Here is a 16529-nt window from a genome sequence, read left to right as displayed (position 1 = left end):
ATAATTTAATATTAAAAAACTAAAGTTCAAATAAAGTTAACATCAAGAAAAATAAAAAATCAAACCAATATATTAAAATTACTACTATTATAAAATTTATTATGCGTATAAATAATGGAAATACTTCTATCAGCCACCTCTATAAGAGGTGGTAATAGCCTGAACGGGTTAAAGCCTTTTTTCGATTAAAAACCACCCCGCGATACTTTCGCGAGTTTGTTCTGTCGGGAGCACTTCATGAGGAAATTCTTCTGACATAAAAAAGATCATACGACCTGCAATGGGTTCTAATTTAAACAATTGATTATCTTCTTGGTCATAGACAACCAACTCGCCACCATCGCCATGGTGCCATTGTTCATTCATATATAGAACCGTCGTAATTTTTCGTCGACCAACACCTCTTGGGTTATCCACGTGTTTCTTATAAAAACCACCATTTGGGTAACGGCAAAAATGTGTTTCAAAATCACGTAGACCAAGATAAAGCTGACAGTTAAGTTCTTGCCTGACCTGCTCCATTTTATCGAGATAATGGACTATTGAACTTCCCATTTCAGGCTCTAACCAAACCGTTTGGTCGCCACGAATCGCTTTATTGCCTTGTAATGAGTCCCGATGTCCAATACGTGCGTCTTGTAATGTATTCGGAATGCATTGTTTTATTTCTTTAACTTCGGACAGAGTCAAGAAATCGTCCCACACATACCAACCTTGTGAGGAAAGTGAATCAATAAGTTTATTAATTGACATGATGAGTGTTAGGAAGGTTATTCGGTAAAACTTTATACGGCAAGAAAACAAAAAAATAAAATTAAAAACTCAAATCCTGATGATTAAAACATTCCATCAATACTAATCACTGAAAATATAATATTAATTATCATAGAGTAAGAAAAAATCACAGAAATCACACTTGTCATCCAACCTTACATTAAAATTAAAAAAGGCATTCAACTCTTTGTTGAATACCTTGAATTCAATAAATAAAACGATTGATTAGCTTAAATGCCCTGATAAACAAAATCCTGTTCTGCCTAAACCACCACAGTTATGGTGAGCAATACTATTCATTTTTGTTGGTGATTCTATTGCATTATCCATTACAGAACTCACTTCATCAGGCATAGAGAAAGAAGCTATTTGTTCGCTAATAGCTTGCTGGTTACTAGTCTGGACTAATAGCTTCAATCTAGCTTCTTTATATTCGCTATTTATTTGCTTAGTCAGTTCTGCAACCCTTGTTATAGCCTGTTTTATTTTAATAGTCTGATTATTAGCATTAATAATATTACTTCTTGCTGAATCAGATATTTTATTGTTTGTGTTATGTGAGATTTTTGAAATTAAATTAACCACATTTATTCTTTCATTCATCGTAGACTCATTTACAGAATCTAATTCCAAATTACCTATCATCTTATTAGTTCTGGTTTGAATTGTTTCATTCATAGAATCTAACATCCTTTCATGTTTAATTCGACTAATTGTAATCTCACTTAATTTTTCTTTCATTTCTCTTACTAATGGCGCTGACGACACCCCATCATCTGTGTATTTTTTCGCTTTCAACTCATTAATTTCCTTCCTTAATGAATTCTCTGCACCTTTTGTTTTTTTAATTCGATTTTCTATTGATTGAAGTAATGACTCAATTTCTTTATGCTTTTCATTATTTTTAATATCAAAATTAGTATTCATATTTTTATATCCCTTAGTGTATTAATACTATAAAACTGACATGTACAGCAAAAAAATGATACATAAGCAGGTAATAAATAACTAATTTAGTATTTATATAGTACAACAGACACATGTCTAATTTTATTATCAATATAATAATAAATAATTTTTACGCTAATTATTTATTGAATAGATTATAATAAATATCACCGAAATAACTATCAGTGATATTTATTATTGATAGCATGAGTTTTATAGGCTCTCCAACCGTGCATAAGACGCCACCAGCCACTTAATCCCTTGACCTTGAAAGGCAATTTGCAAGCGGCAGTGTTCCCCACTACCTTCAAGGTTAATAATCGTGCCTTCACCAAATTTAGGGTGCATGACACGCTGACCTAGAGCATAACCCGAATCATTTTGGCTAATCGGTGTACCAAGGCGCTGATGGCTAACGGGTCTTGAAACCTGCGCTCTCAAGCGAACTTCCTCAACACACTCTGTCGGCAACTCGCCAATAAAACGAGAAGGCCTGTGATAAACCTCTTTGCCATATAAACGGCGGCTTTCTGCATAAGTAATTGTGAGTTTTTCCATTGCACGGGTAATACCCACATAAGCAAGACGACGCTCTTCTTCAAGACGACCGCTTTCATCCATCGACATTTGACTTGGGAACATGCCTTCTTCCATGCCCACAATGAATACAACTGGAAACTCTAGGCCTTTAGCTGAATGCAAAGTCATCAATTGAACAGCATCTTGGCTGACATCCGCTTGCCCATCACCAGCTTCCAATGCCGCATGAGAAAGAAAAGCCTGCAATGGCATTAAGTCTTGGTCTTCGTCTTGATAGCTAAAATCACGGGTTGCATTGACTAACTCTTCCAAGTTTTCAATGCGAGCCTGCGCCTTTTCACCTTTTTCTTGCTCATACATCGCACGCAAGCCTGAGTCATTGATCACTCTATCTGCCTGAACATGTAATGGCATATCTTGAGTTTCTTTGGCTAACGCATCGATTAATTCTAAGAAACGCTCAATTGCGGCCGCTGCACGGCCTCCCAACACCTGCTCGCGAAGTAAGTACTCACAACTTTCCCATAATGTTAGTTGTTGATCCCGTGCAGTTTGGCGAACAGTATCTAATGTTCTATCGCCGATGCCACGGGTTGGTGTATTTACCACTCGTTCAAAGGAGGCATCATCATTACGATTTGCTATTAATCTTAAATAAGAAAGTGCATCTTTAATCTCTTGGCGCTCAAAGAAACGTTGCCCACCATAAATACGATATGGCATTGCACCTTGAATGAGCGCCTCTTCCAATACACGAGACTGGGCATTACTACGGTACAAGATGGCGCAATCTTGTAAGGCTCCACCATTTTCATGCCATTGTTTGATGCGGCCAACCACATAACGCGCCTCATCTAACTCATTAAACGCACAGTAGAGGGATATTGGCTCGCCATCTCCGCCTTCCGTCCATAGATTTTTCCCTAAGCGGTCACTGTTATTCGCGATCAGTGCGTTCGCCGCTTTTAAGATATTATTCGTTGAACGGTAGTTTTGCTCTAGACGGATAGTTTCTGCGCCAGGAAAATCATTGAGAAAGCGCTGGATATTTTCGACTTGTGCACCACGCCAGCCATAGATTGACTGGTCGTCATCACCAACAATCATGACTTTGCCTGTATCTCCAGCAAGTACACGGATCCATGCGTATTGGATATTGTTGGTATCTTGAAATTCATCGACAAGAATATTGGTAAAGCGCTCACGATAATGCTGCAATACGTGAGGTTTGTTTAACCACAATTCATGGGCTCGTAATAATAGCTCAGCAAAATCTACCAGCCCGGCTCTATCACAAGCTTCTTGGTAAGCTTGGTATACTTTTAACCATGTGGCTTCAACTGGGTTACCATAGGCTTCAATGTGCTGAGGCCGCAAACCTTCATCTTTTTTGCCATTGATGTACCACATCCCCTGACGTGGCGGCCATTGTTTTTCATCTAAATTCATCGCCTTAAGTAAACGACGAATTAAACGGTATTGGTCATCACTATCTAGAATTTGGAAGTCTTGTGGTAAATTGGCGTCCATGTAATGTTGGCGCAATAAACGATGCGCTAAGCCATGGAATGTCCCTATCCACATACCGCCTTCACTAGTACCAATCAATTGATTGATTCTATGGCGCATTTCTGCCGCTGCTTTGTTCGTGAACGTCACTGCCATAATTGAAAATGGAGAAGCATTTTCCACAGACATCAGCCATGCGATTCGATGCACTAGCACCCGAGTTTTACCACTACCAGCCCCCGCAAGGACAAGTAAATTGGTACGCGGTGCGGCAACCGCTTCGCGCTGTTTGTCATTAAGGCCTTCAAGCAGATAAGAGACGTCCATAGTTACCATCAAAGCAAAACAGTGGCTAACACCACTGTGAGGTTGTTGACAATGGCGAATGCCACTGTTTTTTTATACAGCAAATGATTATACCAATGATAAGAGAGAATCCAACCGCGAAATTTCCACGTGTGGTAATAAACGTACCTCTTTCTCTTCCATCAGTGTTTTTTGATTTGTGTTGATCCAGCAAGCTTGCATGCCACTGTTAATTGCACCTTCAACATCCGTTAGCAAGTTGTCACCAACATGAAGAATAAATTGTGGCTCAATCTCAAGCCGCTTCGCAGCTAAACGATACATATCACAAAATGGCTTAGAGCGGCCATCTGGCCCCGCTTTCAAGACAAACTGAAAATACTGGCCTAACCCACACGCTTCCGGTTCTGCATTTCCATTAGTAATCGCCACCAGCGGAACTTTTTCTGCCAGCTGGCACAGTGTTTCATGGGTAGATTTTGGGACATCAATTCTATTTCGCCAATAAGTGAAATGCGCCATGATGTCATCCGCTCCTTTTTGTGCGGCTTCTTTTGAGTAGCCATAATGGCAAAACATCATTTTGGAAGAAAGCCAACGCCAGCGTGATATATCATGATAGATATCAGGCTCTTGCTCTTCGACAAGGCGACGAAATGCATAAAGGTCTTCATTACTAAAATGATTAAAACGCGGATCATATTCACGGACAAAACGTAAAACTTCTTCTTCCGTTTTATCAATAACGGGATGGTTATCATAAAGCGTATCATCCAAATCAAACGTGATCGCCAGAATGGGTGATAACGGACGGTAAAAATGCATTAAGGTTTCTCCCTCTTTGCTCTTGGATGAGCCACATCATAAACGTTTGCTAAGTGCTGAAAATCAAGGTGCGTATAGATTTGTGTTGTCGATAAATTTGCATGCCCAAGAAGTTCTTGCACCCCACGTAAATTCCCACTTGATTCAAGGATATGTGTCGCAAAAGAGTGGCGTAATTTATGCGGGTTAATGTGGCTATTAACCCCTTGTTTTATACCCCATTGCTCAAAACGTTTCTGTACGTTCCGATTCGAAATACGTTTACCACTTTGGGTTGAAATAAAAACAGCGTCATCTTCTGGCTCATAGAGCTCTCGCATCTCAAGCCAACGCTGTAGCCAGCTCACCGCTGTTTTCCCCATTGGTACTCTGCGCTCTTTACTTCCTTTCCCCATGACCCACACTTCACGCGTATTTAAATCAAGATGGCGAACATCCAGCCCAACTAGCTCAGATAAACGTAACCCTGCGCCATACATCACTTCAAGCATCGTTCGGTCACGTACGACAAGCGGGTCACCACTCTCCATATTCAAAAGTTGGGAGACTTCATCCACATCCATATTTTTAGGAAGACGCTTTTTGGATTTAGGGACATGAATGGCTTTTGCGGGATTTGCGGGTAATTCCCCTTGGTGCACCATCCAATCAAAAAAACTGCGCAGTGATGATAACCGCAACGCCATACTTGCGGCTTGTAAGCCCGATTTACGACTTTTAGCGGCAACGTTGCGCACAATCGTTGCATCAACTTTTTGCCATTCGTGGATATTTAGTGAGACTAACATTTCCACAATCACACTCAATTGGCGACGATAATTAGTTATCGTGACAGGGCTTAGCCGACGTTCAACACGCAGATAATACAGAAAGGCCTCAATTTGGGTCATCAGCCCTTCAGGCTGATTTTTTATAGGCGTTCTATCCATTGGCATAATAACCTCGGTAGAATTTGAGCGACTTTCTCCAACATGACCGTTCCCATACCATGTTGATAATGTTCACGATCCCGACTAGTAAAGATGACCATACCAGATTCACCATGCTGACCAAACAGTGAAATAGCAACTGAGCCGACATTTAATGCATCAGGTAAAAGTAATTGGATTTCAGGGCCATTCAACCGACCGAGGTAGTTACGTTTATCGCCAAATCGTTGAATTCTCACGGGTTCAAATACACGACGCGAAATAACTAATTGATGTGCATCCAAAGGGGCAGACAAATGCCAGCTGTCACTAAACAAACGCACCTGAGCACCGGATAAACCCAGTTTTTTTGCCCAACGATTTAGCGCTAGCAGCATTTGCTGTAAACTTTCTGCTGATGACATTTCAATCACCAACACTAGTAATTCATCAAAAAGCTCTACATTTTCATGAGCTTGCTCAACCATAAAACGAATATCTTGTTCGAGCTCTTTGATTTTCAACCGTTGACGACTCATCACTAACTCAGGTAATGAAATAGCTTCCCGCACGACATGGGGTACTTTTAATTGTTCCAACAGTTGCGCATTACGAAGAAAAAAATAGGGGTTTTCCGTTAAGTAGCGCACGATATCAAGCTCATCAATTTGATGAGTCAATTCCTGTGCTTTTTTGGTTTTATCCATTTTTCCCTCTTCGGCTATTCAAAATTATAGTTGAATGACTCCATCATAAACATGTGTTGCAGGGCCTGTCATGTAAAGTGGCGAACCAGGGCCTTCCCAGGAAATATCTAATGAGCCTCCCGGTAAATCGACTTTGACCCGCTTCGCCAGTAGCCCTTGACTAATTCCAACCGCGACAGCCGCACATGCTCCACTACCACAAGCTTGAGTTTCCCCAGCCCCACGTTCATAAACGCGCAAGCGGATGTGGTCAGCACTGATAATTTCCATAAAGCCAATATTGGCACGTTCTGGAAAGCGCTCATGATTTTCTAAAGCAGGGCCTAAAACCTCAACTTCTGCCGTATGAATACTTTCAACTTGAATGACACAATGCGGGTTACCCATTGAGACCACTCCACACAACACTGTACGTTCTTGTGCTCGAATAATATAGGTCTTTTCTTCTTTAACTGCGCGAAATGGCACTCTCTGTGGTTCAAAATCAGGCACGCCCATATTAACGCAGACATCATCATTCTCATTTATAGTTAACGTCATACGGCCAGATTGAGTACTGACTTTGATTTTTTGCTTATTCGTTAAACCTTTAAGCCTGACAAAACGAGCAAAACAACGCGCACCATTGCCACATTGTGCAACTTCACTACCATCTGCATTAAAAATACGATAATGGAAGTCAAGGTCAGGGTCATAAGGTGCTTCAACCAATAGTAGTTGATCGAACCCAACGCCTGTGTGTCTATCCGCTAACCGACAAATCAATTCAGGCGAAAAATAGATATTTTGTGTAACGCCATCGACAACCATGAAGTCATTGCCTAAGCCATGCATTTTAGAAAATTGCATTTCACGCTCCATAGAGGTGGCTTACTGATTATTTGTTGTTTGAGCAGGCTCTTTGGCAGTGCTGTCTTGTGCGGTAGGTTGCACATCAGATGCCTTAGCCGGTGCTGCAGTTTCTTCCGGCGGAAAATACAACGGGCCTTTTAAGCCACAGCCAGAAAGGGTAAATAAAACAACTAGTGCACTAAGCCCAATTAAACTTTTTTTCATTCTTTTTCGCCCGTATTACTCACTTTTGACATCTGATAATTTACACAATAACAGGAGTGGCCTTGCAAATCACGCCTGTTTATCTAGCATGCTGATATTATATACTTTAGGCTAAATTTAGTCTGAAGTTTTTAGTGGGCATGCTTAGATTGACCCCAATGCAGATTCCCTCCTATAATTTCAGTTAACAATAATAATTTCAATTAACCCATTGTGAGCAAACAGGAAATTAATCGTGAATGACAGCGAATTTCATCAGCTAGCAGAAACGCTACTGAGCACCATCGAAGAGCATTTAGATAATTATGAGGGTGATGCCGATATTGATTGTGAAATCAATGGGGGTGTGATGACTCTTAGCTTTGAAGATGGCAGTAAAATTATTATCAACAAGCAAGAAGCATTCCACCAAATATGGCTAGCGACTAAACAGGGTGGGTACCATTATGATTATCAACAAGGTAATTGGGTTTGTGACCGCTCTGGACATGAATTTAAAACTAAATTAGCTGAGGCAATTGCCTTTCAAAGCCAAGAGCCCTTTTCATTTTAAGCATTACAAGTTTCGAAGGTGGGCAGCACGCTATACTGCCTGCCATTAATATCAATAATAGTGCGCTTGTGGGTGCGGTGATTGGTTCGAGTGCATTTCATACCCAACGTCATCATCTTCTTCCGCTGTGAATGGCCATGTTGCCCCGGAAAATGCAACAACTTGATTTTTACCATCTTGATTAATGATTTGGTAGAATTGCGGTAAATTGAAATTGATAAAGTTTGCGCCATAGGTAAACCGGTCATGGGAAGAAGAATAGAATTTACTCACGTCACGTACAAGATCTTCTTTCGACCCCTCACAGTGAGAATAAATTTCAACCCGATTCGCCTCATCTAAAACATAAATATTAAAACCGGTATTATCTGGCGTATTTTCAAAGAAAAACTGTACGATCCCTTCACTCGCATAGCCATCAACAACTGCAGGTAAATGGTTATCACTCTTCGCCTGAAGTTTAACGGGCCAGCCATGTAGTTTGTTATGGGAGATAGCCCCGTAGAACTCAACCGCATTCTCAAGTTTTTGTACCGATACGTTCAGACGCTCAAAGAATAAACCCCAAGTCTGCCCCGCGATACGCAATGCTTTAAAACGCCCAGGGTCATTTCGGTTGCTTGACAAACGCAATTCAACACACTCAGATACCAACTGTTGTACACGAGTACGAATCAACCCACGTAAGTGCTCACTATAACAAAACACCTCAACCGCTTCAGGAGGCGATGCATCTTGATGCATTTTCCCTAAAATGGTTTTAAGTGCTTCTAACATGCACTGTTCTCCGCTGAAATGTAGCGTTCTTACCTCATTCCACGAATTACGATACAACAAGTCAATGCTACCAATCAGGCACTGTTGTGATTCCCCAAAACTGAAAATATCCAGTTTTCTAAAATCAACATGAACGACTTGCTCAGAATATACCTGTGTTGGGTCTTTTTCTAAGTTAACAATGATTGCAAGATGGCGAATTTCACATGGACTATAAAGCGCTTTTGGTGTTGGGGCGGGTAATCTGATAGGGAAATGGCTTGAAACATCGTGCATCAATTCAAGCAGTTTTCGTTCATCACACTGGGATTTCCCATTATGCATGTAAACCTGAGTAGTCTCAGTTAACAGGCCATTAAAATACGCCCATGCCACTAATTTATTTAAATAGCGGTTATATTCAAGAGGTTGATGACCAATAATAGTATCAATATTTGGCGCTTGGTTATACAAATACCAACCACTACGGTTAGCTCGCCCCTCTGGCACATAAATAAAGGTTAAATGCGCTTCGCTCAAATCAGGTGAGATTTGTGGATTAACTAACGTCACCTTACCCGGGAGAGCCTCGAAAGCCGCATATAATTTACGGGTTAATACTCCAATATCTTGTGGGCTTGCACTAACACTTAAATTATTTCTACGGGCAAAGCGAATGAGGTTACGATAGCTTTGCATCATCGTATCAAGTAACTCGTTATGCGCTTCACGGACACGCTCAATTTTCCATTGATTACGTGTATCGAGTATCGACAAACGCTCTGATCCCCATCCCCATGATTCAACCAATTGAGACAACACATCACGGCGCCAACCTGCGCAAGTGTTGCCCTCTTCTTCAGACAGTTTTTCGCAGACTTTTAGGTAGAAACAACGACGGATAAGGTCAAGACGGGTTAAATCATTAATTTCAGTCAGATAACGTGTCACTCGCTCTAACATTAAACAGTATGAGTCCAAGCCATAACACACAATTTCGCCTGCATGTAAATGACGTTTAAACTCCATGGCTAATAATTTACCGTTAGGGTAATCCCATGAATAGGATTCCAGTAAAATACTCTTCAATACCGCTTTATAAGGGGAATCAACACTTTTATACAACTGCCATAGGCTTGCACCGAAATATTCCGCGGCAGAAAGCTCACTTAACCCGCCTAAATCAAGCCATTCGTTCGGTGTTAGCACTCCTTGTGCATACAACCCCATAACATATTCATCGTAATGCTGTTCTTCTTCAACTGGCACCATGGTCCACAGCAAACGTTTACCCGCCATACGTACAGCGGTTCGATAAAATTCATCTAACAATAGGATGTGTTGCGTTGAACCACAGTTTTCCCCACCAATATGCCCACTGGCATGATGACGAAAACGATTTTCATCGATTAAAAACACTGTGACATCAATCCCTAAAGATGCTGCCCACTGTTCAATTAAGGTGCATTTTTTTTGCAAAAAACGTTTTTCTTCGTGGTCCAACCAAGAAGGATGACAAACCCAAACGTCGATATCTGAACACTGGCTTTGCCCAACAGATGAAGTGCTACCCATCGAATAAATGCCTGTAATCGGTAATTCACCGTTCGCTTCAGTTTCAATCGTGGGCAAAAAACGTTCAAAAGGTGCCAACCATTTTTTTTGCTCTGTATCAGGAGAGAAAAAGCACACACCATGAGGGACATTACCTTCAATAAAACCAGGCATCATGGGATGATGATAATGAAACAAGACAGGCAGCAAGCTATAAACCTTCGAGAAGGTTTCACTCATAGAAGCTGTTGCACGTTCTAACCGTAATTGGTTTATTGCATCCAGTCTTTGTTTTAAGGTTTCAATATAGAGATACAAAGGTTACGCCTGATTGAATGAAAGTAATACAAACCTGAGAATTTCCCAGCACCCAACAGATAGAGATAGATTTAAAATAATTTTCAAATGGATTGTCGGAAACGTGATCAATTTAACACCTTGCATCAAAAGGGTAAAGTAGATCACATAATTTTACGCGCTTATTTTTGATACAAAATGCTTTTCAACATATTGTATAAAAAGGCTTTTTATTTTTTAATCTGTAAAATATCCCTTGTTTTTCAATGGAATAATTTCTTTTTACTCTGTTGTTTAGTAAAACAGCAAAACCGAACGATATTAAGTACAATACGCACAGCGTCTGTGCTTACACGCTTCAACACGAATTAATAGAAAACACAGATTGTTCCACACAAAAAATAGCACGATAAGCTAAAAAAATTGCTTAATAGCTATTCTAGGTCATCTCATTTTGAATCACTTTCTTGCATCATGGTAGAAAAAGTAAATCGGCTATAAACAATTCAGAGCACGGTTTTGCACCCAGCTGGAAAAAATATCCTTAACATGTTAAAACTAATGTCAATTGTATGGTTAATCTGCGGCATTCTTCGCCAGAGAAAACAGTAAAATGACATCAACAAATATCGTGCGTATTGCAACGCGCAAAAGCCCTTTAGCCCTATGGCAAGCGCACTTTGTCAAAGACAAATTAGAACAGCTTCACCCGGGCTTGCAGGTTGAATTAGTGCCTATGGTGACAAAAGGCGACATTATCCTTGATACCCCTCTTGCTAAAGTTGGCGGAAAAGGGTTATTCGTCAAAGAATTAGAACTTGCCTTGTTGGAAGGACGCGCAGACATTGCCGTTCACTCGATGAAAGATGTCCCTGTTGAATTTCCTGAAGGCTTAGGATTAGTCACGATTTGTGAACGTGAAGACCCGCGAGATGCCTTTGTCTCAAACCACTACGACAACCTTGATGCATTGCCAAAAGGCAGTATCGTCGGGACATCGAGTTTACGTCGTCAATGCCAATTAAGGGAACTCCGCCCTGATTTAGTCATTCGCGACTTACGTGGCAACGTAGGTACACGCCTATCAAAATTAGATAGCGGTGAATATAACGCCATTATTTTAGCCGTTGCTGGGTTAAAACGCTTGGGGTTAGACACTCGAATTAAAACTGCTCTTGCCCCTGAGCAATGCTTACCTGCAGTTGGCCAAGGTGCTGTTGGTATCGAATGCCGTTTAAATGATAGTAAAACCCGCGAATTACTCGCGAAACTCAATAATGACTCAACATCAACCTGTGTTCTGGCTGAACGTGCGATGAATATGCGCCTTGAAGGCGGTTGCCAAGTTCCGATTGGCAGTTACGCTATTTGGCAAGATGACAAAATATGGCTACGAGCCTTGGTGGGAGCGCCAGACGGTAGTGTAATTATTCGTGGCGAACGACTCGTTTCTCCGAGTGAAGCTAATCAAGCGGGTGTATCATTGGCTGAAGAATTACTTGAGCGTGGTGCAAGGGAAATTCTGGCGGATGTTTACCAAGGAAACCCGCCTGCATGAAGGTGCTTGTCACTCGCCCTGAACCAGCAGGTTCGGAGCTGATCACAGCAATCACCGCTAAAGGGGGAGAAGCCTTCGCTTCCCCTTTAATTCGCATTGGACCCGGTGCTGAATTAAATACCCTTATACCTCAACTTGATAGCCTTACTGCGAATGATTTAGTCTTTCTTTTATCTAAAAATGCAGTCGAATATGCAAATTTAACGCTTGAACAAATGGCGCGTAGCTGGTCAGATAAGTTATCTTACTATGGAATTGGCCGCTCTACAGGGCAGTATTTTCAACAAGTAACAGGAAAAAACATCAGTTGGGCTGAACAAGGTGAAACCAGTGAAATACTACTGACACACCCTGAACTTCAATTTCTCGAAGGGAAAAACGCTCTATTATTACGAGGAAATGGCGGACGAGAGCTTCTCGCATCAACATTAAGGGCTAGGGGCGCAAAAGTCAGCTATTGTGAATGTTATACAAGGCATCCTGTTTACTATGAGAGAGCCCTGTTCAATCAGCAATGGTTTCAAACGGGTATTACAGATGTTGTGATCACGAGTGGTCAAATGCTAGCCTTGTTAGATGAATTAATCACTGAAGAATACCAAACTTGGTGGTTTTCCCGCCGCCTACTTGTCGTCAGTGAACGGATTGCAGACCAAGCCCGCAGAGGCGGATGGCAAAAGGTCTGTGTAGCTAATAGCGCAGATAATAATGCTTTATTAGAAGCATTAATTTCAATCGATATGGGATGCTAATTTATGACGGAACACGATAAAACAACCGAGACGGTTACCCCAGAAGCTGGTGCAGAACAACAGCGCCCAAAAACTAAACCTTCTTCGGAACAAAAACGTTCTGGTCTGATAGGCGGTGTAATTGCTATTGCTATTATCATCGCTATTGGTGGCGGATTATACTATTTTACCCAACAAAGCACTGCCACTTTAGTAAATGAAAACAATGAATTAAAACAAAAATTAAGTGATTTAATCGAACAACAAAATTCAGACAGGCAACGGTTAAGCGCATTAGTTGCGGCTAATGCTGAAATAAAAAGCCATTCTCGTGAATATGAAGAGAATCTCAACCGTCGCATGCAAGAGCTGCAAGCACATGTCACAGCATTATCCAGCGCTGATGTTAAAAGTTGGCTCCTCGCACAAGCTGATTTTATGGTTAAAATGGCAGGAAGAAAGCTGTGGAATGATCGCGACCCTGTGACCGCAGCAGTTCTGTTAAAAAGTGCTGACTCAAGCTTAGCCGAAATGAATGACCCGAGCCTACTCGACATTCGTAAATCAATTAACAGTGATATGGCTAAATTAGCCGCAATCAACCAAGTTGACTATGACGGCATTATTTTACGTTTAAACCAGCTCAGTAATGAAGTGGACAACTTACGTTTAGCGGATTTAAACAGTGGAGATGCGAAAGTTGAAGATAACGCGGACGTCAGCGAGGATATTTCGGATTGGAAACAAAATTTGGCTCGTAGCTGGAAAAGTTTCGCGAATGACTTCGTCACCGTACGCGCTCGTGATGGATCAGAAGCGCCACTTCTGGCTCCAAACCAAGATATTTATCTACGTGAAAATATTCGCTCTCAACTATTAATTGCAGCACAAGCTGTGCCACGTTATCAAGAAGCCACATACAAACAGTCATTAGAACAAGCTTCGACCTGGGTGAGAGCCTATTTTGATACTGAAGCGCCTGAAACTAAAGCCTTTCTATCAACCATTGATGACCTAATCAATCAGCCGATTGATATTGATATGCCTGATACTTTAGAAAGCCAAGAAAAGCTAGAAAAAATCATGCAAACACGGGTTCGTAGCTTACTTTCTCAGTCGTCAGACAACACAAAAATTAACGATGGTGCTGTTGATGCCGCAGCGGATACGACTGAAGTGCCAACAGAAACGGCGACAGATGCCGCAGTTCCCGCCACGGATACGCAAAAAGCAGAGTCCGCTGACAATCCGCACCCTATTGAATCAGCAAAGCCTGCTGGTAATAGGGGGTAATTATGATAAAAGTCTTGATCCTATTTATAGTGCTTATTGCAGGGATAATCTTAGGCCCATTATTAGCGGGTCACCAAGGTTATGTTTTTATCCGTACAGATAATTATGACATCACGACCAGTGTAACTAGCCTCGTTTTGGGCTTTATTTTGCTCCAGTTTGTGCTGTTATTCCTTGGTTGGTGCTACCGCCGCTTTATCAGCACGACATCACGTACCCGAGGTTGGGTAAGTGGTCGTAAATACCACAAAGCACATACCCAAACACAAAAAGCGCTGCTGAAATTAGCAGAAGGTGATTTCGAGCAAGTTGAAAAATTAATGAGCAAACATGCTGATTTCTCTCAACAGCCGGTTATTAACTATCTAATGGCTGCCGAAGCTGCTCAACAGCGTGGTGATGAGTACCGCACTCATCAATACTTGGATAGAGCCGCTGAAGCCGCGGGGAGTGACCAACTTCCCGTTGATATCAGCCGTGTCCGTATCCAATTAGCGGAAGGAGAAGTCCATGCTGCCCGTAATGGCATTGATAAACTTCTCGACAAAGCGCCAAGGCACCCTGAGGTGCTGCGCCTAGCAGAACAAGCTTACTTACGCTCAGGCGCCTATCAGTCGCTGATTGAATTACTTCCTGTCATGGCTAAAGTACAGTTACACAATGAAGATGAGCTCGATGCATTGAAATTAAAGGCTTACAAAGGGTTGATGAACCAATATATGGCTGAGGGGGGAAGTGATGGGCTAAAAGTTTGGTGGAAAGCACAGCCTCGCCGAGTTCGTCATGAAACCGCATTGCAAGCTTTCTTAGCAGAGCATTTGATTGAATGTGGCGATACTGCAAGTGCAGAAAAAATGATTATTGATGGTTTAAAGCAGCAATATGATGAGCGTTTGATCCTGTTGGTGCCAAAACTGAATAGCGAACGCCCTGAAGTTATAGAAAAAACCCTTTTGCATCTACAGAAGCAAAACGGAGCCACCCCGTTGCTTAACAGTACATTAGGCGTTTTATCGCTACAGCATGCCCAATGGGACAAAGCTGAAAGCTACTTTAAAGCCGCTTTAGCACAACGTTTTGATGTGCAAGATGCATCATGGTTAGCCGATGCTTTTGACAGACAACATAAACCTAACGAAGCAGCAAAAATTCGTCAAGACGCATTAAACCATTCATTAAAACAAGAACGGAAATAATATTTTTGTTTGGCCTCATCTAAAAACTCCACTCATTTTGGTGGAGTTTTTTTATTCATAAACTTAACGGCGACTAATCTGACCTTCCCCAATAAAAACGTAAAAACAATTTAAATACATCGCGTTAACCGTATTAAATCATCATAAAAGGAAAATATGAGGTTTATAATTGGCAACATTACAGGTAAATAATTCAATGTTTAATCAATAATCATTATTAAGGATAAGGAAAACACACTTCACTATGTTATAAAATAAACACATAGTGTATAAAGCTTTATATACATCTTTGCTTTTAATGAATTAGGGATATCGATATGAATGTAATTAAAACTATTTGGCGCTGGATTATTGCAACCCCAAACCGTTTACAAATATTCTTTGATCTTCTGCTGTTAGTATTATCACCTTTTGTTTTTATTATGATTATTGGTTTTAATACCGAAGATCTTAGTAAAGACATTTTCATTATTACATTCATTATCCTCTGCTATACCTATATTACTCGCTGGTTCAGTAAATGGTTTAGTAAAGGTAGAAGCTAATACCTATCTTATTTTCGGCCTCTTAGTCATTTTCTAGGGGGCTCAGTGTTTTGTATAGACAAAAAAAACACCTGCACAAGGCAGGTGTAAAATACAATCAGGTCTACAGACGGATGGTGCCTCACTCAACGTTTCGCCCGTTCGTTGATGGTAAGAGGATGAGCTCTTGATCATCTAAGGTGGACAATAGGCACCGATAATCGGCTTTGCGTCATCTCTGGGTTTATGAAGCTTCGCTGTCATAAGAAGTGAGATGAGCATCTACGTATATAATAATGCACAATACGTGCCAACTTTTTTAAAACGGTATTTTTTAAGCTCACTCTTTTGGTTTCTTTCCCATCCCTCGGTTTTACACAACTATTTTTCTTCTTGGAAGTAAACCGCTCTACCTTTAAAGAATTCACTAATATGTTGCCCGAAACTTACCACTCTATTTTGTCGCAGTTTAGAGACATCATAAAACAGTTATT

General features: G+C 41.0%; 15 protein-coding genes. 6 read left to right on the top strand and 9 right to left on the bottom strand.

Going from position 1 to position 16529, the window contains the following annotated elements; genetic code table 11:
- Window positions 1-168 precede the first annotated feature (168 nt).
- The 8 genes from PSF28_RS10135 to lptM form a co-directional block, all read right to left on the bottom strand.
- Window positions 169-753 carry a 2OG-Fe(II) oxygenase gene (locus PSF28_RS10135; protein ID WP_272685016.1) on the bottom strand — a complete coding sequence of 195 codons (585 nt, stop codon included), beginning with the start codon at window positions 751-753 and terminating at the stop codon, window positions 169-171.
- 246 nt (window positions 754-999) lie between these two features.
- Window positions 1000-1701: a hypothetical protein gene (locus tag PSF28_RS10130; protein WP_272685015.1), complete on the bottom strand. Its 702-nt coding sequence runs from the start codon at window positions 1699-1701 to the stop codon at window positions 1000-1002.
- Between the two features lie 234 nt (window positions 1702-1935).
- Window positions 1936-4098, bottom strand: coding sequence for a DNA helicase II (gene uvrD, locus PSF28_RS10125; protein WP_272685014.1), 2163 nt, complete (start codon window positions 4096-4098; stop codon window positions 1936-1938).
- Window positions 4099-4185: 87 nt separating this feature from the next.
- Window positions 4186-4902 (bottom strand): 5-amino-6-(5-phospho-D-ribitylamino)uracil phosphatase YigB, encoded by a 717-nt coding sequence (yigB, locus tag PSF28_RS10120; RefSeq protein WP_210836671.1) that lies wholly within the window; start codon window positions 4900-4902, stop codon window positions 4186-4188.
- Complete coding sequence (xerC, locus tag PSF28_RS10115) at window positions 4902-5831, bottom strand: tyrosine recombinase XerC (RefSeq protein WP_272685013.1); 930 nt, start codon at window positions 5829-5831, stop codon at window positions 4902-4904. Before xerC ends, yigB begins: the two co-directional genes overlap by 1 nt.
- The gene (locus PSF28_RS10110; protein ID WP_210836674.1) at window positions 5813-6517 is read right to left on the bottom strand and encodes a DUF484 family protein; all 705 of its coding nucleotides are present in this window, start codon (window positions 6515-6517) and stop codon (window positions 5813-5815) included. Before PSF28_RS10110 ends, xerC begins: the two co-directional genes overlap by 19 nt.
- Before the next feature lie 24 nt (window positions 6518-6541).
- Window positions 6542-7366: a diaminopimelate epimerase gene (dapF, locus tag PSF28_RS10105; RefSeq protein WP_210836676.1), complete on the bottom strand. Its 825-nt coding sequence runs from the start codon at window positions 7364-7366 to the stop codon at window positions 6542-6544.
- A gap of 21 nt (window positions 7367-7387) precedes the next feature.
- On the bottom strand, window positions 7388-7573 hold the full coding sequence (gene lptM / locus PSF28_RS10100) for an LPS translocon maturation chaperone LptM (RefSeq protein ID WP_004906065.1): 186 nt from the start codon (window positions 7571-7573) through the stop codon (window positions 7388-7390).
- Window positions 7574-7808: 235 nt separating this feature from the next.
- Here lptM and cyaY point away from each other — a divergent pair, with 235 nt between their 5' ends.
- On the top strand, window positions 7809-8126 hold the full coding sequence (gene cyaY, locus PSF28_RS10095) for an iron donor protein CyaY (RefSeq protein ID WP_210836677.1): 318 nt from the start codon (window positions 7809-7811) through the stop codon (window positions 8124-8126).
- 51 nt (window positions 8127-8177) lie between these two features.
- Here cyaY and PSF28_RS10090 read toward each other — a convergent pair whose 3' ends face one another.
- Complete coding sequence (locus tag PSF28_RS10090) at window positions 8178-10754, bottom strand: class I adenylate cyclase (protein ID WP_210836679.1); 2577 nt, start codon at window positions 10752-10754, stop codon at window positions 8178-8180.
- Between the two features lie 592 nt (window positions 10755-11346).
- Between PSF28_RS10090 and hemC the strand changes: the two genes are divergently transcribed.
- The 5 genes from hemC to PSF28_RS10065 all read left to right on the top strand — a co-directional run bounded on the left by hemC (window position 11347) and on the right by PSF28_RS10065 (window position 16056).
- Window positions 11347-12291 (top strand): hydroxymethylbilane synthase, encoded by a 945-nt coding sequence (hemC, locus tag PSF28_RS10085; protein WP_272685012.1) that lies wholly within the window; start codon window positions 11347-11349, stop codon window positions 12289-12291.
- Window positions 12288-13043 carry a uroporphyrinogen-III synthase gene (locus tag PSF28_RS10080; protein ID WP_210836683.1) on the top strand — a complete coding sequence of 252 codons (756 nt, stop codon included), beginning with the start codon at window positions 12288-12290 and terminating at the stop codon, window positions 13041-13043. Before hemC ends, PSF28_RS10080 begins: the two co-directional genes overlap by 4 nt.
- A gap of 3 nt (window positions 13044-13046) precedes the next feature.
- On the top strand, window positions 13047-14315 hold the full coding sequence (hemX, locus tag PSF28_RS10075; RefSeq protein ID WP_272685011.1) for a uroporphyrinogen-III C-methyltransferase: 1269 nt from the start codon (window positions 13047-13049) through the stop codon (window positions 14313-14315).
- A 2-nt stretch (window positions 14316-14317) separates the two neighbouring features.
- Entirely contained in the window at window positions 14318-15511 is a 1194-nt protein-coding gene (gene hemY / locus PSF28_RS10070; RefSeq protein WP_272685010.1) for a protoheme IX biogenesis protein HemY, read from the top strand.
- A 317-nt stretch (window positions 15512-15828) separates the two neighbouring features.
- Complete coding sequence (locus tag PSF28_RS10065; RefSeq protein WP_004906084.1) at window positions 15829-16056, top strand: hypothetical protein; 228 nt, start codon at window positions 15829-15831, stop codon at window positions 16054-16056.
- The last annotated feature ends 473 nt before the right edge of the window (window positions 16057-16529 follow it).

This window comes from Providencia sp. PROV130, assembly GCF_028482225.1.
GTDB classification, from domain to species: Bacteria; Pseudomonadota; Gammaproteobacteria; order Enterobacterales; family Enterobacteriaceae; genus Providencia; species Providencia rettgeri.
This window is presented reverse-complemented; position numbering and strand designations above follow the sequence as displayed.

Coding starts and splice junctions, on each gene's coding strand:
- PSF28_RS10135 (WP_272685016.1), bottom strand. CDS start 753: ATGTCAATTAATAAACTTATTGATTCACTTTCCTCACAAGGTTGGTAT.
- PSF28_RS10130 (WP_272685015.1), bottom strand. CDS start 1,701: ATGAATACTAATTTTGATATTAAAAATAATGAAAAGCATAAAGAAATT.
- uvrD (WP_272685014.1), bottom strand. CDS start 4,098: ATGGACGTCTCTTATCTGCTTGAAGGCCTTAATGACAAACAGCGCGAA.
- yigB (WP_210836671.1), bottom strand. CDS start 4,902: ATGCATTTTTACCGTCCGTTATCACCCATTCTGGCGATCACGTTTGAT.
- xerC (WP_272685013.1), bottom strand. CDS start 5,831: ATGGATAGAACGCCTATAAAAAATCAGCCTGAAGGGCTGATGACCCAA.
- PSF28_RS10110 (WP_210836674.1), bottom strand. CDS start 6,517: ATGGATAAAACCAAAAAAGCACAGGAATTGACTCATCAAATTGATGAG.
- dapF (WP_210836676.1), bottom strand. CDS start 7,366: ATGCAATTTTCTAAAATGCATGGCTTAGGCAATGACTTCATGGTTGTC.
- lptM (WP_004906065.1), bottom strand. CDS start 7,573: ATGAAAAAAAGTTTAATTGGGCTTAGTGCACTAGTTGTTTTATTTACC.
- hemC (WP_272685012.1), top strand. CDS start 11,347: ATGACATCAACAAATATCGTGCGTATTGCAACGCGCAAAAGCCCTTTA.
- PSF28_RS10080 (WP_210836683.1), top strand. CDS start 12,288: ATGAAGGTGCTTGTCACTCGCCCTGAACCAGCAGGTTCGGAGCTGATC.
- hemX (WP_272685011.1), top strand. CDS start 13,047: ATGACGGAACACGATAAAACAACCGAGACGGTTACCCCAGAAGCTGGT.
- hemY (WP_272685010.1), top strand. CDS start 14,318: ATGATAAAAGTCTTGATCCTATTTATAGTGCTTATTGCAGGGATAATC.
- PSF28_RS10065 (WP_004906084.1), top strand. CDS start 15,829: ATGAATGTAATTAAAACTATTTGGCGCTGGATTATTGCAACCCCAAAC.